21 protein-coding genes are annotated in these 23,617 nt (G+C 47.4%); 18 read left to right on the forward strand and 3 right to left on the reverse strand.

Annotated features, from left to right (window positions below; all coding sequences use genetic code 11):
- Positions 1-191: 191 nt before the first annotated feature.
- The 8 genes from spoIIE to VN379_RS11420 all read left to right on the forward strand — a co-directional run bounded on the left by spoIIE (position 192) and on the right by VN379_RS11420 (position 10,394).
- Complete coding sequence (gene spoIIE, locus VN379_RS11385; protein ID WP_325533872.1) at positions 192-2,651, forward strand: stage II sporulation protein E; 2,460 nt, start codon at positions 192-194, stop codon at positions 2,649-2,651.
- A 160-nt stretch (positions 2,652-2,811) separates the two neighbouring features.
- A complete protein-coding gene (locus VN379_RS11390) occupies positions 2,812-3,573 on the forward strand; it encodes a threonine/serine exporter family protein (protein ID WP_325533874.1) in 762 nt (253 codons plus the stop codon).
- 12 nt (positions 3,574-3,585) lie between these two features.
- Positions 3,586-4,035, forward strand: coding sequence for a threonine/serine exporter family protein (locus tag VN379_RS11395; protein WP_325533876.1), 450 nt, complete (start codon positions 3,586-3,588; stop codon positions 4,033-4,035).
- Positions 4,036-4,038: 3 nt separating this feature from the next.
- The gene (tilS, locus tag VN379_RS11400) at positions 4,039-5,430 is read left to right on the forward strand and encodes a tRNA lysidine(34) synthetase TilS (protein ID WP_325533878.1); all 1,392 of its coding nucleotides are present in this window, start codon (positions 4,039-4,041) and stop codon (positions 5,428-5,430) included.
- A gap of 14 nt (positions 5,431-5,444) precedes the next feature.
- Entirely contained in the window at positions 5,445-5,984 is a 540-nt protein-coding gene (gene hpt, locus VN379_RS11405; protein ID WP_325533912.1) for a hypoxanthine phosphoribosyltransferase, read from the forward strand.
- Positions 5,985-6,094: 110 nt separating this feature from the next.
- A complete protein-coding gene (ftsH, locus tag VN379_RS11410) occupies positions 6,095-8,023 on the forward strand; it encodes an ATP-dependent zinc metalloprotease FtsH (RefSeq protein WP_325533880.1) in 1,929 nt (642 codons plus the stop codon).
- A gap of 125 nt (positions 8,024-8,148) precedes the next feature.
- On the forward strand, positions 8,149-9,243 hold the full coding sequence (locus VN379_RS11415; RefSeq protein WP_325533883.1) for a YibE/F family protein: 1,095 nt from the start codon (positions 8,149-8,151) through the stop codon (positions 9,241-9,243).
- An 83-nt stretch (positions 9,244-9,326) separates the two neighbouring features.
- On the forward strand, positions 9,327-10,394 hold the full coding sequence (locus tag VN379_RS11420) for a hypothetical protein (RefSeq protein ID WP_325533885.1): 1,068 nt from the start codon (positions 9,327-9,329) through the stop codon (positions 10,392-10,394).
- A gap of 178 nt (positions 10,395-10,572) precedes the next feature.
- Here the strand turns inward: VN379_RS11420 and VN379_RS11425 are convergent, their stop codons facing one another.
- The 3 genes from VN379_RS11425 to VN379_RS11435 form a co-directional block, all read right to left on the reverse strand.
- Complete coding sequence (locus tag VN379_RS11425) at positions 10,573-11,214, reverse strand: hypothetical protein (RefSeq protein WP_325533887.1); 642 nt, start codon at positions 11,212-11,214, stop codon at positions 10,573-10,575.
- Between the two features lie 129 nt (positions 11,215-11,343).
- Positions 11,344-12,759 carry a HAMP domain-containing sensor histidine kinase gene (locus VN379_RS11430; protein WP_325533889.1) on the reverse strand — a complete coding sequence of 472 codons (1,416 nt, stop codon included), beginning with the start codon at positions 12,757-12,759 and terminating at the stop codon, positions 11,344-11,346.
- Positions 12,756-13,436 (reverse strand): response regulator transcription factor, encoded by a 681-nt coding sequence (locus VN379_RS11435; protein WP_325533891.1) that lies wholly within the window; start codon positions 13,434-13,436, stop codon positions 12,756-12,758. The genes VN379_RS11430 and VN379_RS11435 overlap by 4 nt, the downstream gene beginning before the upstream one ends.
- 161 nt (positions 13,437-13,597) lie before the next feature.
- On the opposite strand from VN379_RS11435, the gene VN379_RS11440 reads away from it, so the two are divergent.
- From VN379_RS11440 to lysS, 10 genes are all read left to right on the forward strand, one after another.
- Positions 13,598-14,581 (forward strand): biotin--[acetyl-CoA-carboxylase] ligase, encoded by a 984-nt coding sequence (locus VN379_RS11440; protein ID WP_325533893.1) that lies wholly within the window; start codon positions 13,598-13,600, stop codon positions 14,579-14,581.
- A gap of 25 nt (positions 14,582-14,606) precedes the next feature.
- Complete coding sequence (locus tag VN379_RS11445) at positions 14,607-15,173, forward strand: biotin transporter BioY (RefSeq protein WP_325533895.1); 567 nt, start codon at positions 14,607-14,609, stop codon at positions 15,171-15,173.
- 130 nt (positions 15,174-15,303) lie between these two features.
- Complete coding sequence (locus VN379_RS11450) at positions 15,304-16,068, forward strand: type III pantothenate kinase (RefSeq protein WP_325533897.1); 765 nt, start codon at positions 15,304-15,306, stop codon at positions 16,066-16,068.
- A 58-nt stretch (positions 16,069-16,126) separates the two neighbouring features.
- The gene (gene dusB, locus VN379_RS11455) at positions 16,127-17,095 is read left to right on the forward strand and encodes a tRNA dihydrouridine synthase DusB (RefSeq protein ID WP_325533900.1); all 969 of its coding nucleotides are present in this window, start codon (positions 16,127-16,129) and stop codon (positions 17,093-17,095) included.
- Positions 17,096-17,253: 158 nt separating this feature from the next.
- Positions 17,254-18,216 (forward strand): hypothetical protein, encoded by a 963-nt coding sequence (locus tag VN379_RS11460; RefSeq protein WP_325533902.1) that lies wholly within the window; start codon positions 17,254-17,256, stop codon positions 18,214-18,216.
- A gap of 113 nt (positions 18,217-18,329) precedes the next feature.
- Positions 18,330-18,851, forward strand: coding sequence for a helix-turn-helix transcriptional regulator (locus tag VN379_RS11465; protein WP_325533904.1), 522 nt, complete (start codon positions 18,330-18,332; stop codon positions 18,849-18,851).
- A gap of 15 nt (positions 18,852-18,866) precedes the next feature.
- Positions 18,867-19,769, forward strand: coding sequence for a quinate 5-dehydrogenase (locus tag VN379_RS11470; protein WP_325533906.1), 903 nt, complete (start codon positions 18,867-18,869; stop codon positions 19,767-19,769).
- 14 nt (positions 19,770-19,783) lie between these two features.
- Positions 19,784-20,878, forward strand: a complete 1,095-nt coding sequence (locus VN379_RS11475) for a saccharopine dehydrogenase NADP-binding domain-containing protein (RefSeq protein ID WP_325533908.1) — start codon at positions 19,784-19,786, stop codon at positions 20,876-20,878.
- A 260-nt stretch (positions 20,879-21,138) separates the two neighbouring features.
- A complete protein-coding gene (gene greA, locus VN379_RS11480) occupies positions 21,139-21,621 on the forward strand; it encodes a transcription elongation factor GreA (protein ID WP_325533914.1) in 483 nt (160 codons plus the stop codon).
- A gap of 33 nt (positions 21,622-21,654) precedes the next feature.
- Positions 21,655-23,154 carry a lysine--tRNA ligase gene (gene lysS, locus VN379_RS11485; RefSeq protein WP_325533910.1) on the forward strand — a complete coding sequence of 500 codons (1,500 nt, stop codon included), beginning with the start codon at positions 21,655-21,657 and terminating at the stop codon, positions 23,152-23,154.
- Positions 23,155-23,617: the final 463 nt, after the last annotated feature.

Below are 23,617 nucleotides of genomic sequence, written 5' to 3' on the forward strand. Positions count from 1 at the left end.
GAATAATATACCTGTGAGATAGAACGAAAACCACTTGGCCATGTTGGCCGGGTGGTTTTTTTGCATATTAGCATACCTTTTGTGTCGGATTTTTTTATTGACAGGGCGACGTAAATAGACAAACATTTTAATGGTAATATATGTAAAATTCTAGACACGGTGCAAGACACTTTTTACAGGGGTGAAAAATCATGCCAAAAGTATCTATTATTAACCTGCCTGAAGAAATGCTGCAGGCGCCGCCTGTCCGGCCGTCGACAGACTCTGTGTCCGAGGACAAGCCTGGTTTTCCCTGGCGGGAATTCTTTGACTGGATCAAGTTGAGCTTAGGAGCTCTGTTTCACCAGCACAACCTGCCGGTAAATCTCCTGGCACTGCTAATCGGGCGGGTATCACTCATGGGGGAGGTAGCCCCGTTCGGTTTGGCTTTATTTGCCGCTATTGCCGGTCTAGCCCGCGAGCGGGCAGCTGCTGTAGGGGTATGGGCTCTGGCCGGTGTGCTTAGTGCAGGATTTTATCAGGAAGGAGTTATCTATTTGCTGTCAATGCTTCTCTACTGGCGCTTGTCAGACAAGCTTTCGCGGTATGAGAGAAAGGTTCAGGCTATCCCACTGTTTATGTTTGGCTGTGTATTTTTGAGTGGTATGGCGCTTATGTCCTGGCGGGAGTCGTCACTATATGGCGCGATATTGGTGGTATTTGATGCAACGTTATGCATGATATTGGCTTTTATTTTTCAATATGGGGCGCCGCTGTTCCTGAATAATAGCAAGATTCGTCAGGCTGGGGCTGAAAACCTGATTTGTGGCATCATTATGCTGGCCACCGCTGTTGCGGGTTTGGGCAGCTTGACGATATATGACTTTAGTGTGCGTAATATTGCCGGATCGCTCATTGCAATGACGCTTGCCTTTAGCGGTGGTTCCGGGCTGGGGGCTTCAGTAGGGATTGTTACCGGACTGGTTGTGGGCTTAAGCGACGGGGATGCCGCTTCGTCAATCGCTATGTATGCCTTGGCGGGAATGTTGGGCGGGTTATTCCGGGAAATGGGCAAAGCCGCTGTTTTATTAGGTTTTATTTTAGGAAGTGCTATCGCTGTATTATATTTGGGGCAGCCTGGCGAGCTGCTCCTGGCACTGGTAGAGGCATCTGTTGCTGGAGCTGTTTTTATGCTGGTGCCGGCGGCCAGGATGAGCCAATGGCGGGAAACCTGCACAGACGAGGCCGGCAGCGCCGAAGCAGCGCAGCAGGCTATTAACACCGCCGTAGATAAATTAACCAATATTGCTGATATTTTTAAAGATTTATCCGGGGCATTTGACTCAGGCAGTACCAAGGAGAATGCTGCTTATAATGAGAAAATTAAAGATCGACAGTTAGCGCACATGCTGTCGGCTGTTGGGGAAAGGGTTTGCGGTCCGTGTGAGCGCCGGGGGGAATGCTGGGATCGTGATTTTTACCAGACCTATCAGGCAATGCTTGATATGCTGGCTCTGGCTGAGGCTGGGAAGCTTAAGTCAGATGCCATTCCAGATACCATAAAAAAAATGTGTGTAAGCCGGCAAGCGTTGGTTGACCTTATCAGTGAGGTGGCAGAAAGCAACAGGACACATTGGTATTGGCATAAAAAGCTGACTGAGTGCCGCCTGGTGGCTGTGGAACAAATGAAGGCTACCGGGATCATCATTGGCAATCTGGCCCAAGAGCTAAAAAAGGGGCCGCAGACAGACGCTGAGGTAGCCGAGATGCTTTCAGAACGGGCAGCTGTGTTAGGCTGTTCCCTGAGTGGGGTACGGGTGATTGGCGAACGGGGCAAGGTGACAGTAGAGGCCCAGAAAGATGTGTGTTGTGGTACCCGGGAATGCGTTAATACGATTCTGCCGCTTACAGCCAACTTATTGCAGGAGAAAATGACACTGCATGCTGAATGCGGCAGTAAAGTACGGCACAAGACCTGTAAACTGACAATGGAATTGGGGGAGCGTTATTTTGTGGAAACAGGTATGGCAACAGTGGCTAAAGAAACAGGCGGGGTATCTGGTGATACCTGCGTCGCCCAGCCTGTTAGCAGGGGACGAACGGCTCTCATTTTAAGTGACGGTATGGGCAGTGGTGAAGCCGCGGCTAGCGGGAGCGGACATGCTGTGATGTTTTTGCAGCAGCTGCTGGCAGCAGGCTTTGAAGTCGACACTGCGGTTAAGACTGTTAACTCAATGTTGCTGATTAAAATGCCAGGAGATATGTTTGCTACAGTGGATATGGCAGTGGTCGACACGTTTACCGGTGAAACAGAGTTTCTGAAAGTGGGTTCGGCGCCAAGCTATATAAAAAGAGTCCGGGAGGTAACAACAATTAATCCGGCCGCACCGCCGATGGGAATATTGGAGAATGTCGAAATCGAACCTGTCAGACGGACATTAGCTCCAGGTGATATTGTTGTTATGGTAAGTGATGGGGTCATTGATGCAGCTCGCAGTGCCGACAGGGAAACCTGGGTGGCAAACTTCCTCCGGCGCACCAGCAGTGAGCGGCCCCAGGATATTGCCGAAAGGTTATTAAAACAGGCGATTGACCTGTCGGGAGGCGTGGCAAAAGATGATATGGCCGTGCTGGTAGCCAGGGTGGCTGAGCGGCCGGAGATCGTGCAGTAGTGGTTGGGGTAAATTGAGTCAGGGAAAGAATCCATGACTCAATTTGCCCCGTTTATTTTTCGCTGACATAGGAAAGACTACCATAATGTCTAATTTATGGCAGGAGATTAGTCCTGCAAGCGCGAATTGACAACTAAAACAGGCTGCGACGGGGGTAAGTATGCAAATCCTGTTAGAACAGATAATTGACATAACAATTCTGTCCGGGGATATTATGCTGAGAAATGGGGCCGAGACCAGCCGGGTAGAAGAAACTATGTTTCATGTGGCCCGGTCCTTAGGCGCAGTGCAAGTGGAAAGTTTTGTTATTCCAACAGGTGTGTTTGTTACTGTGACCGATAAAACAGGCAGGACAAGCACTATTATGCGGCGGGTACATGACCGTACGATTAACCTTGATCGTATCGCTAAGGTTAATGAATTGTCCAGGCAGCTTTCGGACCGGCGGATAGACTATCAAGGCGCCTATGCTCACCTCGAACAAATTGCCAGAGAACGAACCGGATTTTCGCTGGTGCCCTCAATGCTGGCATCCGGAGTAGTCGGCGGATCGGCTGCAATTCTCTTGAATGCCGGCATAGCTGAGAGCATGGCGGCATTCTTTACCGCGCTGACTGTTCGGTATATTGCTCATGTTATTTCCCGTCTGCATGGTGTCAAGTTTACCTTTGAGTTTTTGGGCGGTATGACAGCGGCACTGATAGGGATGCTGTTTCAATATATATGGCCGGAGCTCAGACCGGACAATGTTGTTGTGGGGGGAATCATGCCGCTGGTGCCCGGAGTAGCGATCACTAACGCGATTCGGGACGTAATAGCTGGGGACCTGTTAAGTGGGTTATCACGTGGCCTGGATGCCGCGCTTACCGCGGTAGCTGTATCCATGGGTGTTGTGATCATTTTGGCGGTCAGTGCTTATTGAACGGGGGGCAACATGTTTCTTGTTAAAGTAGTTGCGGTTTTGGCTATGAGCATTGCTATCGGTGTATTGTACCGCATTCCCCGTACTCTGCTTATATATGCCAGTGTTACCGGGGTAGTGGGATGGGTCGTTATGTATTTGGTCGTTTTGAATGGTGTGAACAGTATTATGGCAAACTTTCTGGGCAGCATGGCTGTGGGGCTGCTCGCTGAACTCTTAGCCAGAGTCTTAAAGAAACCGGCAACAATTTTTATTGTGCCTGGCTTTATTCCCTTGGTACCAGGCCGTGAAGCATACACTGCAATGCGCTTTATGGTAGAAGGTCAGTATAATGAGGGAGTAGCGATGGGTATGTTGACACTCTTAACGGGGGGAGCCATTGCTTTTGGCATTTTTGTAAGTTCTACTTTGTATCGCTTAACCCGCATAAGTACAGACTATCAGGTAGAGAGCCGGGGATAGAATATGCTTGATAAAGTAAAGTCATGGGTGAATAATCATAAGCTATTTGTACCAGGCAGCCGGGTTTTGGCGGCCTGTTCGGGTGGACCCGATTCGCTGGCATTAGTACATATGCTCAACAGACTGAAAGATGAATATGGCTTTTGTTTAGCTGTAGCCCATGTAAATCATATGTTTCGACCTGAGGCAGCGTTAGAAGCAGGATTTGTCGCTGATTTCTCCGCTGGTCTGGGTCTGGAATGTCATGTGACGTCTATTAATGTTCCTGCCTATCAAGAGGCCAATAAAATGTCAGCAGAGGAAGCCGGAAGAATACTGCGCTACCAGTATCTGCGCCAAGTAGCCGCCAGTTGGGGTGGGGCCCGGATTGCAACAGGCCATCATCGCGATGATCAGGTGGAAACAGTGTTGATCAATTTGCTGCGCGGTGCCGGTAGTGGCGGACTTAGAGGGATGCGTCCACTAAGCGGCGGCATTGTAAGACCATTTCTGCCGGTAAGTCGCTCAGAGATTGAAGACTATTGTGCTCTGCATAAATTAGATCCCCGTCAGGACAGCTCCAATTTTACGGCTGACTATTTAAGAAACCGCGTTAGGCTGAATCTGCTGCCAGCCCTGGAGGCCGATTATAATCCGGCCATTCGTGAGGCGCTATGGCGGCTGGCGGTGCTGGCCGGGGATGAACATGACTATATTTTACTGGAAGCTGCCAAACTATGGGGAACAGTGATCAGCGACGACGGCAGCAAAGCCACAATTAACAGCCAGGCTTTGGCTGAGCTGCACCCGGCAATGCAGCGCGAGTGTGTTCGGCTGGTTATCGAGAAAAAACGCGGCGCCCTGACAGGAATAAGCTTTGTCCATGTGGAAAATTTAATTAATATGGCGCTACTAGGTACAGTTGGATCACAGATGACACTGCCAGGGGGACTGATCGCCAGAAAGACATATACGGCACTGGAAGTGGCAGTGGGAGCAGATTGTACGACCGGGGCAGGCCCTGGAGTGGATATTGCACCGGCACAAGTAGCTATACCTGGCATAACAAGGGTAAATGGCATGGCGTTATCAGCAGAAATTGTTTCCATGCCGTCTGCCAGGCCGGGACGGGAAACAGCTGCATTTGATCTTGATAAACTTTGCTTGCCGCTTACCCTCCGGGCACGCCGGCCTGGCGACCGATTTAGACCATTCGGGCTTAATGGCAGCAAGAAACTCAAAGAGTTTTTCATTGACACGAAGGTACCTGAACATCAGCGGGACTCTGTTCCGGTTATTTCTGACCAACAGGAAATCATCTGGGTGGCCGGCTATCGCCAGGGTGAACATGGCCGAATCACTGGCAATACAAAAAAAATTTTGCAGCTTACTATTACTAAACAGGAGGAAATTTGAATATGAGTAATAATATGATGGATGACGTGGAGAAGATATTGTTTAGTGAGGAAGAGCTTGCTGCCCGGATTAAAGAAATGGGTGAAGCGATCACTGCTGATTATGCGGGCAAAGAAATATTGATGATTGGCATTTTACGCGGTGCCGTCATCTTTATGGCTGACCTGGCCCGGGCTATCAATCAGACTGTAGCTATTGATTTTATGGCTGTTTCCAGTTATGGTGCCGCTACTTCGTCCAGTGGCGTTGTCAGGATTTTAAAAGACCTGGACGAGGACGTGGAGAATAAGCATGTGCTTATTGTCGAGGATATTATTGATTCAGGGCTGACACTTAACTATCTGATGGAGAACCTGTGGTCGCGTAAGCCTGCCAGCATTAAAATCTGTACCCTGTTAAACAAGCCTGAGCGTCGTAAAGTGGAGGTGCCAATTGCCTACAATGGTTTTACTATTCCCGACTACTTTGTCATTGGTTATGGACTGGATTATGCTGAAAAATATCGTAATCTCCCGTTCATCGGGGTTCTTAAGCCGGAGGCCTATGCAGGATAAATGTTTTTCCTTAATTGTCAATTATTACTTAGTATGCTATAATTATGCGATATGAATGGTAACATGTTTCTAACGCCGTTTTTGTGGTCCAGCGAGAGGAGGGCTACTTGTTGAACAAGTTTTTCCGAAATGTAAGTTTTTACCTGTTGATTATCATTATAGCCATTTCGATAATCGACTATTATTCATCACGGACGACCCCTAAGCAGGAAATTAGCTATACCCAGTTTCTAAAGCAGGTAGAAGAGCAGAAGGTTGAGCGGGTGACTATTGTTGAGAATACCATTCGCGGGAAACTCAAAGATGGGCAGGAGTTTGCTACCATTGCTCCAAATGATCCCACGCTGATTAACCAGCTCAGGGATAAGGGTGTAGATATTAAGGCGGAACAGCCGCCTCAGCCGCCGTGGTGGACGACTATTTTTTCATCGATTCTGCCAATGCTTTTGTTAATTGGTGTATGGTTTTTTATCATGCAGCAGACACAGGGTGGCGGCAACCGGGTAATGTCTTTTGGCAAATCACGGGCTAAGCTCCATGGCGAAGAGAAAACCAAGGTTACATTTGGCGATGTGGCAGGAGCTGATGAATCCAAGCAGGAACTGGAAGAGGTTGTTGAGTTCCTGAAGCATCCTAAAAAGTTTAATGATTTAGGAGCGCGTATCCCCAAAGGGGTGCTGTTATTTGGACCGCCTGGCACCGGTAAAACGCTGTTGGCACGTGCCGTAGCCGGTGAAGCCGGTGTCCCATTCTTTAGCATCAGTGGTTCTGATTTTGTTGAGATGTTTGTCGGTGTTGGTGCATCAAGGGTACGGGATCTGTTTGAACAGGCCAAGAAAAGTGCCCCCTGCATTGTGTTCATCGACGAGATTGACGCTGTTGGCCGGCAGCGCGGCGCAGGCCTTGGCGGCGGCCACGACGAGCGGGAGCAGACATTGAATCAGCTGCTTGTTGAAATGGATGGCTTTGGTGTTAATGAAGGTATTATTATCATCGCCGCCACCAATCGCCCGGACATTCTCGACCCGGCTCTGTTGCGTCCTGGTCGATTTGACCGCCAGATTGTGGTTGACCGACCTGACGTAAAAGGCAGGCTGGAAATACTCAAAGTGCATACTAAGGGCAAGCCTGTTGCCAAGGAAGTGGACCTTGATGTGCTGGCACGTCGTGCTCCCGGCTTTACTGGGGCCGATTTGAGCAATATGGTCAATGAAGCAGCGTTATTGGCTGCCAGGCGCAATAAGCGCCGTATCGAAATGCCGGAGCTTGAAGAAGCTGTCGAGCGGGTTGTGGCAGGACCGGAGCGCAAGTCTAAGGTTATCAGCGATAAAGAGAAAAAACTCACTGCCTATCATGAGGCAGGTCATGCGCTTGTCGGCATGATGTTAACTCATACCGATCCTGTGCATAAGGTATCGATCATTCCACGCGGCCGGGCTGGGGGTTACACGCTGATGCTGCCGAAAGAAGACCGCTACTATGCAACGAGGACTGAACTCCTTGAGCAGCTGAATACGCTCCTCGGCGGGCGGGTTGCTGAGGCTGTTGTCCTGAAAGAAATCAGTACAGGCGCTCAAAACGACCTGGAACGTGCTACCGATTTGGCACGTAAGATGATTACTGAGTATGGTATGAGTGAGGCATTGGGCCCAATTACCTTTGGCCGCCGGCAGGAACAGCAGGTTTTCCTGGGACGGGATATTTCCCGTGACCGCAACTACAGCGAAGAGGTAGCCTACTCAATTGACAAAGAAGTCCGGCGGATGATTGAAGCCGCCTATGCTAAAACCGAGGAGATGCTTAAGGACAATATTGAGAAGCTGCACCTTGTTGCTAATGCTCTTTTAGAGCGGGAAACACTTGAAGGAAATGAACTGGCGCAGTTATTAAACCAGGGCAAAATAATAGAAAAAGAAAATAATAGCGATGATAATCAGCCACCTGTTGACGTGGCGCCCGTCAATGCCCAAAATGGGCCTGATGATGGCACTGGACCTAAGGTTGTCTATAGCTTTGGCTTACCTGATTCGCGCTATTAATGGTACGATTAAACCGGCAGGGTGTTACCCTGCCGGTTTTTTTTGACTATTTGCAGCTGGTTTTAGTTGCAAGATATTCTTAGGTGGGCTAATATGTAGGTAGTGTTTTGACAGGGAGGGTTAGTTTGAAAAAGCTGCTATTATTAATTTTGGTAATGATATTGTCAACCGGTGTTTCGCATGCCGCTCCGGCTGCTGCCCAGGCGGTTGAGTATGAGAAGGGGACCGTAGTCTTTGTCGGTCCGCTTGATCAGTCAATGCAGAAGCAATATCAGATGGCTAAAGGTGAGCTTGTCAGTATTCAACTGACAAGTGGTCCGGAAACCGGTAAGGTTGTAGATACGTTTAATTTTGTTTCAGAGCATTCGGCGTATGAGATAAAAGTTAAACCTGGTGATAAGGTAGTTGTCGCAGTAACTCACGATTTGGGAAAAACTAGTTATTATGTCAGTGATTTTGACCGTTTCGATTATGTATATGTCTTAGGAGGCTTGTTTGTATTGGCACTGGTGGTGTTTGGCGGCTTAATTGGGGCCAAGTCAGTACTCGTGATTGCCTTCTCGGTGCTGCTTATCTTCAAATTCTTCATTGGCCAGGTCCTTGTCCATCAGTATAGTCTAACGCTTCTAACGCTGGCAGTGGCTGCCGTGATTGCAATGGCAACACAGCTTGTCATAAGCGGCTTGTCTAAAAAGACGCTTGCTGCTGTATTGGGTACAATTGGTGGGGTGGCGATAGCCGGGCTGCTTTCAATGCTGGCGATAAAACTAATGCATCTGACCGGACTTGATTCAGAAGAAGCCATGTTGTTGAAAGCGTCAACGTTGTCTAATATCGATTTCCAGGGTGTACTGTTTGCGGGGATGGTCTTTGGTGCCTTGGGGGCTGTTATGGATGTTACTATCTCCATCGCCTCGGCTGTATATGAGGTTAAGTGCGTACATCCGGCTATTAGCTTTAAAGAACTGGTACAGGCTGGTATGAATGTGGGCCGGGATATCATGGGGACAATGTCTAATACATTGATTCTCGCCTATGCTGGTAGTTCGCTGCCGCTTATGTTGTTAATAGCCTCACAGCAGAATGCACCAATGCTGAAGATTCTTAACTTAAACCTGATTGTGACCGAGTTTGCCAGGGCACTAACCGGCAGTATCGGACTTATTTGTGCCATACCATTGACGGCGATTATTGCGGCGATGCTGCTCAATCGAGAGTAATAACACGTAGGAGCCGGTTTTTCTGTCTGGATAATCAACAATGCAATAGCCGTCTCCTAACGTAACATGCGGAGGTTAATACTATGAGTTGGCTAAAATCACACCGGGCTACCGGAATCGGAAGTCTGCCGTATCAGGATGAGATAACCGCGCTCGAAGTAATCGCTAAAGCGATGCCACATTGGCCGCATTGGCCACAATTGCCGGCCAAGATGCCTGAACAGGGATTTGTTGTTCAGTATGTACAGCCGCTGATTAAGCTGGGTGTATTGACGCTTTCACCGCCTAAGGATCCTGTCTTTGACCGGCTTGAGTCTGGGTGGGAGGATAAAGTAGCTGAGTTCTTTGAACAGTATATGGCGTTTCTGAACGGCGAGGCCGGCGCTTCAGGCGGGTTTGCCCTAACCGGGGAGGCCTTTGCCGGGTTGAATGCTTTTATTAGTCATTTCGGGCAGTATTTCCCCCAGGCTGAAGGCGTCAAGGGGCATATCAGCGGGCCGCTGACTGTTGGTCTGCAGATTAAAGATGAGCAAGGGCGGGCCTGTTTTTATGATGAGTCGCTGCGCGATATATTGGTAAAATGTCTTGCCGTGCAGGCTGCACTTGAGGCTAGACGCCTTAAGCTACTCGGTTTGCCTGTACTGATTTTTATTGATGATCCCGGCCTGTTTTTGATCGATACATCTACCCATATAACACTGACTAAAGCAGCAGCAGCTGCTGCGCTCACCACTATCATCGACACGCTGCACCAGGAAGGAGTCCGGGTGGGGGTTCATACTTGTGCCGGGATTGACTGGTCGATTCTTTTCGAACTGCCGCTGGATGTGATAAGCTTTGACTCGTACCATTACTTTACCGGTATGGCGCTACAGGCCAAAGGCCTGGCTGGATACTTGCAGCAGGGCGGTAAACTGGCCTGGGGTCTGATACCCACCTCTGAGGAGGCTTGGCAGGAGACACCGGCTTCAATACTTGCCCGCTTTGATGAACAGGCTGCTGAATTAGCCAAGCGGGGTATCGATCCTGCTGTTCTACGGCAAAGCATCATTTGGACGCCCAGCTGTGGTACAGGGGCATTACCACCTGACCTGGCAGCGCATATCTATGGTTTGGTAGCAGGTGTCATTGCCAGACTGCGTTTGCAGTAATTTAGCTGACGGTTGACGTGTTGGCAAAAACGTAAGTCAAGCTGCGAGCGGTGGTAGGTTTGAAAAATAAAAAAAGCGGGAGTGCTACAGGCGCTCACATGACTGGCAGGCTAGAGGAGAAGCCTGGTCATGGTGAACGTGTGTGAAGCAATCTCGCTTTTATGTTTACGACCTGGGATTATGTAGGATTATGTTTGTTTGTTCTGGCCTGTTTCATTTCTTTTTTTAGTGCCTTAAGATCAATGCCAAGTTCTGTCGCAACATCCTGCCAGGTGTTATTGACCTTTTTCATAGCGATAATCTGTTCAATGGTTTGGCTGCTTTGTTTTGCCAATAGTCCGGCCATCGCAATATCGCGGTGGTGGTAACCTTGGTTGAACAGGTTCTGAATGTCACCCTGGTCCAGACTGAACCTTTGGGATAGGCGTTTTGCGGCTAACTCCTGGCGAAGGGATTTTACCTTTTCCTTGTCGACGCCTAGTGTACTGGCAACATCCTTCCAGGAATTTGTCTCTGTTTTGAGGGCTAGCACTGATTCAAAAGATTTGTCGCTGGCTTTGGCAAAGAAGGCGGCGCGGGACAAATCTTTGACGCTTTTACCTTCTTTTTGATATTTGGCAATAAGGGCCTCATCCAACCCGAACTCTGTTGACAGACGTTTAGCCGCTTGTTCTGGATTAACCTGATGGCACCGGTGGTGAGCAGGCCGGTCTTTGGTGGTTGATTCGGCCTGTGCAATCAGGGGAATGGCAATGCCACCCAGAATAAAAGCACCTACAACAAAAGCGGCAATTGCTGTACGAGATTTTGTTGAAAACACGTAAATCCCTCCACTATTTATTTTGATGATCCTATCTCATCAGCTGTTAAGCTGCTGAGTATAGAATAGCGGAGAGATATGACAAAATTATGACAGAAAAGGTTACATTTGGATTTTTATGGGTGACTTTTACTGTTTTGCGGGTAAAGTAATTGTAAAAGCAGTAATCTCACCCGGTGTGCTGCTGGCATTGACAGTGCCGCCCATAGCTTCCACTAATTTTTTGGTAATGGCTAGTCCTAACCCTGTGCCGCCGTCGCCACGGGAACGGGATTTTTCTACCCGGTAGAATCTTTCCCAAATATGGGGCAGATGCTCTGCCGGGATACCTGGTCCGGTATTGCTCACAGTTAGCGCTATTTGCTGTTGGTGGGGATGGGCTGTTATAGCGATGATCGAACCGGTATCGGCATGGCGAATGGCGTTGGTCAAAAGGTTAGCTAATACCTGACCGAGGCGGTCAGGGTCGGCAATGACTGGTGGAATTGTTTCGGGCAGTTCTGTTGTAATTATCAGCGATTTCGCTTCAAGAAAGGGCATCAGCTTGGTGCAGTGGACAGTAATTAGCTCTGACAGTGAAATTTTTTCGCGGACAATAGTCAGTTCGCCGGACTCAAGTTGGGATAAGTCCAGTAAATCGCCAACAAGACGGCCAATGCGTTTGGTTTCGCCGACAATGCTTGCCAGATAACGTTCCCGCTGCTCAGGTTTCTTGGCTAGTCCGTCCAGCATTGTTTCTGCTAAAGCCTGGATAGACGCAACTGGAGTTTTTAGTTCGTGCGAAACATCTGACAAGAATTCACGGCGGTTTTGCTCTATTTGAGCCAACTCTGATGCCATGCTGTTAAAGGTACGGCCAAGCTGGCCTATTTCATCAGACTTGATAGCATTGGTACGGCTTTGGTAATCACCACCGGCAAATGCGGCGGCTGCCCGGCTGATATCAGCAAGCGGGCGGGTCAGGCTGCGGGCCATTAGCAAGCCAATTAGAACAGCAGCTAGAATACCGGCTCCCAGTGAATAGAGGAGCAACTGTTCAAGCGCCAGGGCTGTACGGGTAGCACCTGTTACCGGTGAAAAGAGAAAGAGCGCTGTCTGCTGGCCGGAACCTGCCGCCGGCAGGGGAAGGGCAGCGATTATGGCTGGCTCGCGGAGTCGACGTGGTTTCAATATCTTCTGGGCACCGCTGCCATCCTGCCAATCGGCAGTGTTCCAAAATTCTGCCAGGTTTTTAAGGTGCCTGCTTTTCCAACGTGCCGGTGGTTGACCGGCGATGATCTGGCCGGTTTTGTCCATAATCCAGATATCACCACCAGCCATGTCACTCATTGCATCAAGCAATGCAGCAGAGGGTTTTTGCCCGTTTGTTAGTAGCGGTGTTACTATTGTTACGGCAGCACTGCCTTTGGCTAAGAGGTCGCGGCGTTTGTTTTCGATGACATGGTCGCGCACCAGATAGGACATCAACAACCCCATGGTTAGCATACTAACCAGGATAATGACCAAGTGAGAAAGCAGTAGTTTGCCAAAAATAGATCTGGTCATTTGTTGGTTACCTCAAATTTATAACCTATTCCCCACACGGTATGGATATAGCTATATTCAGGATTATCAATTTTTTGGCGCAAGCGCTTAATGGTGGCATCGACTGTACGATCGGCTCCGTCAAAGTCATAGCCCCAGACATTGATTAAAAGTTGGTCACGGGAAAACGCCATTTTTGTATGACGGGCTAGAAAGATCAACAGTTCAAACTCCTTTGGTGACAATGCTGTGTGTTGACTGCCGGTTTGAACAGCCTGGGCAGCTTGATCAATAATAAGACCGGGGAATTCCAGGCGGGCACCGGTTTCGCTGATCAAACCACTGCGGCGTAGCACGGCCTTAACGCGGGCCATAACCTCCCGGGGGCTAAATGGTTTGGTAATATAGTCGTCAGCTCCCAGTGAGAATCCGGTTAATTTATCTGTTTCCCCACTTTTGGCTGTCAAAAAGATGACAGGCACATTGCGCTCAATGGCTTCACATATTTCCCAGCCTGAACGCTTGGGCAGCATGACATCAAGAATTAGCAAATCAGGGCAGTGTTCCTCTTCGATAGCCAGTGCTTCCTGGCCGTCGGCGGCTGTGAACACTTTAAATCCCTCTTGTTCCAGGTAAAGCTGCAAGACTTCAGTTATATTAGGCTCATCATCGGCCACCAGTACCTTAATCACTTCCATAAGCGCCACCCCACATCTCTTATATATAGTGTCTGCTATAGAAATGCTATCATATTCCGGATAAGGTTGTAAATGCGGTATGATGAGATAATGGCTGATTGACAATCGTCAACCAGTATTTTATTATTAGGATAACAATAAGGCGTGTGGGGTGAGTAACATTGCGGACAGCAATACTTGAGGTTTTAAAGCATAATTCCGGACAGTATATTTCAGGCGAGGATATCTCGCACACTCTAAAGGTATCAAGAACAGCGGTGTGGAAACACATCCGGGCACTCAAAGAGGATGGTTATGAGATTGAAGCCCATCCCCGGCTTGGATATGCACTGCGGCAAAATACCGATAGACTGTTACCGGCAGAGATTAAAGCCCAGCTGACAAGTGATATCCTGGGGCGGGAAATCCACTATTTCAGTGAGACTGATTCAACGAATAATGAAGCCAAAAGGCTAGCAACAAACGGTTGCCAGGAAGGGACAATTGTTGTAGCGGAAGCTCAGGGAAGCGGGCGAGGCCGTTTAGCCAGAGGCTGGTTTTCACCGCCCGGCAAAGGAATTTGGCTATCTGTTGTGCTGCGGCCGCCGTTTGGCCCGATGGAGGCTGCAAAATGCACGTTAATGGCCGCCGTTGCTGTTAACAGGGCTATCAATGAGGTGACAGGCGCCGGCTGCGGCATTAAATGGCCTAATGATATATTGTGTAATGGCCGCAAAGTAGTGGGTATTCTTACGGAAATGAGTGCTGAAATGGATGCCATTAACCACATCGTTATTGGTATGGGGATCAATGTAAATATTGAACCGCAGGAGTTTCCCAGTGAGATTGCTGCAACGGCTACTTCCCTGTCGATTGCCTCCGGTCACCAGGTTCCAAGGGTTAAGCTGCTTACGGCCATTCTTGCTGAATTAGAGAATGTCTATAATGTTGTTAAAACATCAGGCTTTGTGCCAGTGCTTGCTGATTGGAAGAGCCAGTCAATAACGCTCGGTCAGCAAGTGGATGTCCGCGGAGTTGATCGCAGCTTTACTGGTGTAGCTATTGATATTGATGCTGATGGCGCGCTTTTAATTGAGACTCCGCAAGGGCTTGAACGGGTACTGGCCGGGGATGTCTCTATTCGCCCGGCCCTGACTGGACAATAATAAGCCGCATATTAAGGAGGTAAGTATGAACACTAAAAATATGGCTCTTACAAGCTTATTTGCAGCACTGCTTGCGGTAAGCTCGCAGGTTTCCATTCCTCTCGGTCCTGTACCAATTACCATGCAGGTTATGTTTGTATTGCTGGCAGGCATGATATTAGGTAAACGTTTGGGGCCGGCTAGTGTTGCTGTGTGGGTGGTTCTTGGCATATTCGGCTTGCCGGTGTTTGCTCAGGGAAAAGCCGGGGCGGCTGTTTTAATTGGTCCAACCGGCGGCTATATTCTTGGTTACTTTGTCTGCACGTATATTGTGGGGTATGTTGCGGAACACTTTGAATTGAGCTATAAATACACTGCCGTTGCTATGATGGCAGGCCTGATAATCATTTATGGTATTGGTTTGGCAGGCTTTATGCTGTCTTTCCAATATGTACTGCATAAGGCTATGCCACTGGAAAGAGCGCTCAATTTAGCCGTATGGCCCTTTTTACCGTTAGACCTTGTTAAGGCGGCGATGGCTGTGTATGTTGGGGTGCGGGTTCGACGGGCACTTTTAAAAACCGGACTTGTTACTACTAAACAGCCAGCCTGAGGGCGTTGCCGAATTTAGTCGTATATTTACAATTTCCCCGCTTTTAAGGTACAATAATAACTATTAATCAAACTAGAGGTCATTTCAGAGTATGACAGATACGGCCTATAGCCTATATAGGGGGTTACTCATGTTATTAGTGTTTGATGTTGGCAATACCAACATCGTTTTGGGGGTTTACGAGGGAATAGAACTTAATTATCACTGGCGTATTTCCACAGATAAGCAAAAAACCGGTGACGAGTATGGTGTTCTTATTTACAACCTGTTTACCTATCGCGGGTTAAAGATGGAAGATATTGAAGCTATCGTCATTTCTTCGGTTGTTCCACCGCTTGTGGTCCCCCTGACCAGGATGTGCCAGCGGTATTTTAATGTTGAACCACTTGTCGTAGGTCCTGGCATTAAGACCGGTATTTGTATTAAATATGAGAATCCGCGCGAAGTCGGCGCTGATCGTATTGTAAATGCCATTGCTGCTTATGTGAAATATGGTGGTCCATTGATCATTGTTGATTTTGGTACTGCTACTACGTTTTGTGCTTTAGCTGAAAATGGCGATTACCTGGGGGGGGCGATTGCCCCAGGTATTGGTATTGCAACTGAAGCCTTATTTCAGCGGGCGGCTAAATTGCCGCGCATCGAGCTGATTAAACCCAAAAGTGTAATATGTCGCAACACAATAAACAGTATGCAATCAGGTATTATTTATGGTTTTGTTGGTCAGGTGGATGAGATTGTTCGTCGTATGCGTGATGAACTGGGTCAGCAGGTAACTGTTATTGCTACCGGGGGGCTGGCTAACCTGATTGCCCAGGAATCGCGAACCATTGATAAAGTAGATACCTTCTTAACTCTGGAGGGACTCAGGCTTATTTATGAACGAAACCGGTAAATAATGACCCAAGGCGGCCTTTAAAGGCCGCCTTTTGAGACTGGTTAAGGAGGAATATATGCACATTGGTCATATTAAGCTTACCAATCCGGTAATCCTAGCCCCTATGGCGGGTGTTACTGACTTGCCGTTCCGGCTGTTAGCTAAGGAAATGGGCTGTGGGTTGGTATATTCTGAGATGGTAAGTGATAAGGGGCTTATCTATGACAATGCCCACACCAAAAAGCTGCTGGCAATTGATGAGCGGGAGCGACCGGTCGCTCTGCAGATTTTTGGCTCAGAGCCTGCAAGCATGGCCAAAGCGGCCCGTATTGTCGCGGCGTCAGGGGCAAATATTATTGATATTAATATGGGGTGCCCCACCCCGAAAATTACAAAAAACGGCGAGGGTTCGGCGCTCATGCGTAACCCTGAGCTGGCCTGTCGCGTCATTGCTGCAGTTGTTGAGGCTGCTGATACCATACCGGTTACTGTTAAGTTCCGCAAAGGCTGGGATGAAAACAGCATAAATGCTGTTCAGATTGCCAGACTAGCCGAGCAGGCAGGCGCTGCAGCTGTTAGTGTGCATGGCCGTACCCGGGAGCAATTTTACTCCGGGCAGGCCGATTGGTCAATTATCAGGGAGGTAAAGCAAGCTGTCGCCATTCCTGTTATCGGCAATGGCGATATTCGTACCCCGCAGGATGCCAAGCGTATGTTGACTGAGACCGGCTGTGATGGCATAATGATAGGGCGGGGAGCGCAGGGAAATCCCTGGATATTCCGGCAGGTTGCCCATTACCTGACAACCGGCGAAATGCTATCACTGCCAACGCTCGGTGAACGGATCGACATGCTGCTGCGGCAGCTTGACATGCTCGTCGACCACAAGGGCGAATACACCGGTATCAGAGAGATGCGCAGTCATGCCGCCTGGTACACCAAAGGCCTGCCCAGCTCAGCTGAACTCAGGCTAAAATTCAACCAGGCCGCCACCAGAGAAGACTTTATACAGATCATGGAAAATTATCGCGATACTATAATTTAAATTTGTTAATGTGTAAAAGCCGGAAACTGCTTAGAAATGTCCAGCTGCTAGGCGCACCGGAAAAACAAGCAGTGCCGCGTACAGTCGTACGCAAACAATTGTTTTGAGGAGCAACAACGCAGATGGGCGTTTATAAGCAGTTTCCGTGGAGGATAAGGATGGATATGCTAATCATGCCCGTCGCCAATGGCATACTGCCTAGGCCTGAGGGCGGAACAATCACCGGAATGTTTATCATAGAAAACGGCGGACAACTGCTCTTAGATGTCGGGGTAGGACGAGAAATCCTCATTTGTCCGTGGCTTATTGAAGAACAGGGTTTATACCCGGTTGGCGTAATTGTTCGCATTGTTAATATCTGGAATCATGTAGCTGTCGATGACACAGGAAATGAATTACCTGTACTTATGGCCAAACTGGAAGGGCGAGGCCATGCGCGCTGGTACACAATGCGGACTGCCGGGAGCTATATCTATTCTAATGATGTCGAATATATCAACCTCAAAAAAATGCGAAAAGAATATCCCGCAATCTCAGGTGCCGGTTGGTCACCTCAAGGCGGGTATACCGAGTTTCGCGATAAAAGCGATATTCCTGTCACGGTCTACGGTACTGACCTTGAGACAGGCCAGGAAATTAGCATAACGGCTAACCTAGGCGGGTTGGTAGAACTTGAGCAGGCTCACACAATTGAACACTCAGTTATCAGGGCCTTAACTACGTTCGGTTTATGCACGGCCCGTACCCTGGTTGAGGCCATGAGCCGGGAAACAGACGAACTAAAAAAATCAGTTGAGTTTAGTATTAAACATACTTTACCTGAAGCCTTGGGATTGACAGCCAGCGGTGCCTGTGGTAACCCAATGACCAACCTGGCGCAATTTTATTTGGCCCAGGAGTTTGTTGGTAACATACAGGCCGGAAAGTCGCTAAATGAATCACTGGATAAAGCCCGTCGTGCTACCATGTCTCAGCTCACCGGTGATATGGGGATTACAATGCAGCAAGGGATTCGTGTATTACAAGGGCTCAAAAAAGGCATGGCACATGATGATACATTATTAAAGCTTGAAACTTATAAGAAAGTAATTAGCCGTTTTCCCTTTGAACCATGGGGATAACGGTATTTTTTTTCGACCAGTATATGGAAAAACTTGTTAATAGGCAAAAAAAATGCTAGAATATGTATGTACACAACCTTGTGCACATATACTAAGTGGGAGATGAACAAGCTGTGTTGCTACGAATTGGCGATAAGATTGTCAACCGCCAGAAAATTCACCAGACCATTGATCGCATTCTGGATCTGCGGCGAGATGGCCTATCACAGCAAGAGGTGGCAGGGCAGATTGGCGTTGATCGCACTTTTGTTTCGCGTCTTGAGACAATTGGCGAGATTCGCAAAGGCGGCCGTGTGGCTCTCATTGGTTTTCCCTTAAAAAACTGTCAGGAAATATACTCTGTGGCCAGGCAGGAAGGCATTGACTTTTGCCTTGTTTTGTCCGAACAGGAGCGTTGGGATTTTGTTCAAACCAAAAGTGGTATAGAGCTATTTAATACTATTATGGAAATTATCGGCAATGTCCGCAAATATGACATAGTGATTATTATTGGCTCAAACATGAGGATTAAGCTAATCGAGACTATGCTGGACAAAGCGGTAATAGGGGTACAAATTGGTGAATCCCCTATTGCTGAAGATAAATATGTCAATCCGGAGGAAATTCGTGTTCTTATCAGACAGCTCCGGTTTTAACCGGGAGGATACAAGATGAAACAGGTAGTAAGCATCAGTCTTGGTTCATCAAAACGCAATGGTATTACATCAGCTGAATTTGGCGGCCAAGAATTTTTGATTAAAAGAATTGGTACAGACGGTGATAAACAGGTTGCTGCCCGGCTGATTCGTGAGATGGATGGTCAGGTTGATGCCATTGGACTTGGCGGTACCGACCTATACATATATGCTGGCAGTAAGCGGTATACATTTCGGGAATCGGCAGCACTGGCCGCTAATGCCAAAAAAACACCAGTAGTTGACGGTAGTGCGATAAAGAATACACTGGAACGGCGCGTTATTCCTCATCTTGAAGCCAAACACGGGATGGATTTTAAGGATAAACAGGCTCTTGTCGTATGTGCGGTTGACCGGTTTGGATTAGCAGAAGCCCTGGTAGGCGCCGGCAGCCGGACTGTATTTGGTGATTTAATGTTTGGGCTGGGATTGCCGATACCTATTAATACTCTTAAGGGTTTAGCACGATTAGCGAGTATTGTAGCACCTGTTGTTACACAACTTCCGGTTAGTTTATTCTATCCTACAGGCGACAAGCAGACACAAATGACGCCTAGATTTGAAACTTACTTCCGTGATGCTGCTATTATTGCCGGTGACTTCCACTTTATCAGGCGGTATATGCCGGATAATATGCGCGATAAACTTGTCATTACCAATACCGTAACCAAGGATGATGAAGTATTGTTAAAGCAACGTGGCGTTAGTACACTGGTGACTACTACCCCGGAGATGGGGGGGCGCTCTTTCGGTACTAATATTTTAGAAGGGGTGTTGACAGCTTTATCAGGTAAACGACCGGAACAACTGACCGCAGAGGAGTATGTCTGCCTTATTGAACAAACTGGCATTGAACCTAGAGTTAAAAAACTCACATAAGGAGGCGCATGTATTTGCAAAAATTTGCTTTTGTAGTTCATCCGCTTGAGGCCAAAGATTTTAGCCGTAAATTTTCCTTTACCCGTAATTGGTCAGATGGCTTGGTAGAAGGGATTATTAAATACATACCGCCATTTAAAGTTTCGCATATCAGCGGTATAGATTCGGGGCATAATACTGCTGAGGGGTGGTTTGTCGGCTGCCCGCTAACATCCCGGCAGATGATGGCTATGCCAGAAAAGTATGTTACCCAGAAAATTATAAAAGCTGGAAAAGTTGCAGAAAAAATGGGTGCTCAGATTGTTGGCTTAGGTGCTTTTACCTCTATTGTTGGCGATGCTGGCATAACTGTAGCCAAGAATTTAAAGATCGCAGTAACCACCGGCAACAGTTATACGGTAGCTACAGCCCTGGAAGGAACACGCCAGGCAGCTAAAGTAATGGGGATAGACCTGGAGCGGGCCAATGTACTGATTCTAGGGGCGACTGGCGCTATCGGTGCTGCCTGCGCCCAGATTTTAGCTCGTGAGGTGCGGTATCTGACATTGGCTGCCAGGGATGAAATTAAACTGGATAAAATTGCTAAGCAAATTTTAAAGGCATCAGGGTTAGCCGTGCGGGTAACGGCAAATACTAAACATGCTATTAGAAACGCTGACGTTGTTGTAGCTGTAACCAGCGCTATTGATAGCATTATTGAGCCAGAGGATTTAAAGCCAGGAGCAATTGTTTGTGATGTAGCCAGGCCGCGCAACGTATCTCGCCGGGTCGCTGAAATGCGCAATGATGTGTTGGTTATTGAGGGCGGGGTTGTCGAAATTCCTGGTGATGTAGATTTTGGTCTGAATTTTGGATTTCCACCGAAAACAGCATATGCCTGCATGGCTGAAACAATGATCTTAGCGCTTGAAGGCCGCTATGAAAACTTTACACTAGGACGGGATCTGACCGTAAAACAAGTTGAGACAATTGATAAATTGGCTATTAAACATGGTTTTAAATTAGCCGGATTTCGGAGTTTCGAACGGGCTATTACACCACAGGAGCTAGGTTTGATTAGAGCTAATGCAGTTGCTAATGTCAGTCAGATGCAGAAAGGAGTACTTTAGAAAATATTGACAAAAGATCTATTTATGCCTATAATAATGAAAAATAGAGGATGACCTTCATAACGGCAGGCTGCCTCTTACCACCCACAGTGTCAAGTTTCTACTTGACACTATTTATATTGCCTAAGTCATGCATCTGTGGAATTTTCCTCAGAGAGGGTGGAAATTTTTACGTAAAAGCGAATACACTATCTACAAAGTCTATTTAGAATATTTGAAAAGAAATTAGCCGAATATTTAATAATAAAGAGGAGAATGACATCATGGAAAAAGACGTTATGCTAACAATAGACGGATTGAAAAAAATCGAGCATAAACTTGATCATTTAAAATCAGTCCGCCGCCGGGAAGTGGCTGAACGTATTAAGCAAGCGATTGAATTTGGCGATATCAGTGAAAACTCTGAATATGAGGATGCGAAAAACGAGCAGGCTTTCATTGAAGGGGAAATTCTGACCCTGGAGAAAATCCTGCGTAATGCGAAAGTCATTGATGAAGGTGAAGTTGGCACAGATGTTGTTGCGTTAGGCTCAACTGTTAAACTAAAAGACCTTGAATTTGATGATGACCTTGAATATACCATTGTCGGTTCAGCTGAAGCAGACCCTGCTGAATCTAAAATTTCCAATGAATCGCCTGTTGGTCAGGCCATACTTGGACAAAGAGTCGGCAGTGTAGTGGAAGTAAATGTTCCGGCTGGTATGCTGAAATATGAAATTATGGAGATTAGACGCCAGCATTAATTTGACAAAGTGAGAGACAGGGGAGAACGCAACATGGCAGAATCAGAAGTAACCCAAGATCAAGAGCAAACAACAGAAGAACTTAATGTACTCATGAAGGTTCGCCGGGAGAAATTAGATAAGATTGCATCCTATGGTATTGAGCCTTTTGGCCGTAAATATGAATTTACACATCATGCTCAGACGATTCATGATAACTATGCTGAATTAGAAGGACAAACTGTAAGAGTTGCTGGCCGGTTAATGGCTGTGCGCAGGCAAGGGAAAGCCAGTTTTGGCCATGTTATGGATATGTCAGGGCGAATTCAGATCTATTTTCGTCAGGATGTAATGGGAGACACTGCTTACGAGCAGTTCCGGCTTTTAGATATCGGTGATATTATAGGTGTCGAAGGCGTGGTATTTACAACGCAAAAAGGTGAAATCAGTGTGAAAGCCAATGGGTTTGAATTCTTGGCTAAATCACTTCGGCCTCTGCCGGAAAAATGGCATGGCCTTAAAGATGTTGAAATGCGTTATCGTCAACGCTATCTTGATTTAATAGTAAGCCCTGATGTACGCAAGAATTTTGTTATGCGTAGCAAAATCATCAAAGCTTTCCGGCAACTACTAGATGAACGCGATTTCCTGGAAGTTGAGACTCCAATGATGCACCCGATTGCGGGAGGGGCGGCAGCACGTCCGTTTATTACCCATCACAATGCACTTGATATGAAATTGTTTATGCGGATTGCCCCTGAACTGTACCTGAAACGGCTGATTGTCGGCGGCTTTGAAAAAGTTTATGAACTTGGTCGGGTCTTTAGAAATGAAGGCGTTTCAGTTAAACACAACCCTGAATTTTCTTTGCTTGAACTCTATCAGGCCTTTGCCGACTACCAGGATGTTATGCGGTTGACTGAGGAAGTGGTAGCTGGAGTTGCGCAAGCCGTTCTTGGCACTACCAAGATTACTTATCAGGGTCAGGAGATTGATCTTACACCGCCGTGGAATCGCATTACAATGCCTGAAGCCATCAAAAAATACTCCGGGGTAGACTTTAATGAAGTTAAGACTGTAGCTGAGGCTCGGGCTGTAGCGGATAAGCTTGGTGTCAGGTATGAGCAGAAACATGGTATTGGTGGCATTTTAAATAACGTTTTTGAAGAAGTCTGTGAGCAGCACCTGATTCAACCGACCTTTATTATTGGACATCCTACTGAAATATCGCCGCTAGCTAAACGTAACAAGGATAATCCTGATATTACGGATCGCTTTGAAGCTTTTATATTTGCGCGCGAGATTGCCAACGGTTTTTCGGAGCTCAATGACCCAATCGATCAGCATGGACGATTTGCTGACCAATTGACTCAGCGAATGGCCGGTGACGATGAAGCCCATATGATGGACGAGGATTACATTAATGCGCTTGAGTACGGTTTGCCGCCAACAGGTGGCTTAGGTATTGGGATTGATCGCCTGGTTATGTTTTTAACCGATTCCTACTCTATCAGAGACGTAATCTTGTTTCCACACATGCGCCATCGCGAATAGTAAATGGCAGCTGTTGATCATATTGAGTGGTCAACAGCTGTTTTCCTAAGTGACAACTTATAAACAATCTTATTATCTTACTATCCGCTCGGTTGAGTACTGCCGATATGCTTACAGCCAAGAAAGCCATTGACACCCAAGTTGATATATGATACTATGTAGAAGTCGCAAAACGTACGACATAAAAATACTGAAAAATATATTGACACATTAATACTGATGTGGTAATATATAAAAGCTGTCACGTAAGAACTGCGCACCATTAAGCCTGAAAAGACATATCATTGATGGTATGCACGTGACACTAGTGCAGCTTGCACAACGTTCCCTGAAAACTGAACAATGTAAAGTAATGCATCATAAAAATGCCAGATGTGCGATGTGCTGCTTGCAGCACAAGCAACAAATAAGATTTGATTGATAATGAGCCGATAAACGGCTTCAATATAAGTAGTCACCTAGT

The organism is Sporomusa sp., assembly GCF_035561255.1.
Lineage (GTDB): Bacteria > Bacillota > Negativicutes > Sporomusales > Sporomusaceae > Sporomusa.

Coding starts and splice junctions, on each gene's coding strand:
- VN379_RS11390 (WP_325533874.1), top strand. CDS start 2,812: ATGCAAATCCTGTTAGAACAGATAATTGACATAACAATTCTGTCCGGG.
- hpt (WP_325533912.1), top strand. CDS start 5,445: ATGATGGATGACGTGGAGAAGATATTGTTTAGTGAGGAAGAGCTTGCT.
- tilS (WP_325533878.1), top strand. CDS start 4,039: ATGCTTGATAAAGTAAAGTCATGGGTGAATAATCATAAGCTATTTGTA.
- VN379_RS11430 (WP_325533889.1), bottom strand. CDS start 12,759: ATGACCAGATCTATTTTTGGCAAACTACTGCTTTCTCACTTGGTCATT.
- dusB (WP_325533900.1), top strand. CDS start 16,127: ATGCACATTGGTCATATTAAGCTTACCAATCCGGTAATCCTAGCCCCT.
- VN379_RS11395 (WP_325533876.1), top strand. CDS start 3,586: ATGTTTCTTGTTAAAGTAGTTGCGGTTTTGGCTATGAGCATTGCTATC.
- lysS (WP_325533910.1), top strand. CDS start 21,655: ATGGCAGAATCAGAAGTAACCCAAGATCAAGAGCAAACAACAGAAGAA.
- VN379_RS11470 (WP_325533906.1), top strand. CDS start 18,867: ATGAAACAGGTAGTAAGCATCAGTCTTGGTTCATCAAAACGCAATGGT.
- spoIIE (WP_325533872.1), top strand. CDS start 192: ATGCCAAAAGTATCTATTATTAACCTGCCTGAAGAAATGCTGCAGGCG.
- VN379_RS11460 (WP_325533902.1), top strand. CDS start 17,254: ATGGATATGCTAATCATGCCCGTCGCCAATGGCATACTGCCTAGGCCT.
- VN379_RS11435 (WP_325533891.1), bottom strand. CDS start 13,436: ATGGAAGTGATTAAGGTACTGGTGGCCGATGATGAGCCTAATATAACT.
- VN379_RS11420 (WP_325533885.1), top strand. CDS start 9,327: ATGAGTTGGCTAAAATCACACCGGGCTACCGGAATCGGAAGTCTGCCG.
- VN379_RS11445 (WP_325533895.1), top strand. CDS start 14,607: ATGAACACTAAAAATATGGCTCTTACAAGCTTATTTGCAGCACTGCTT.
- VN379_RS11450 (WP_325533897.1), top strand. CDS start 15,304: ATGTTATTAGTGTTTGATGTTGGCAATACCAACATCGTTTTGGGGGTT.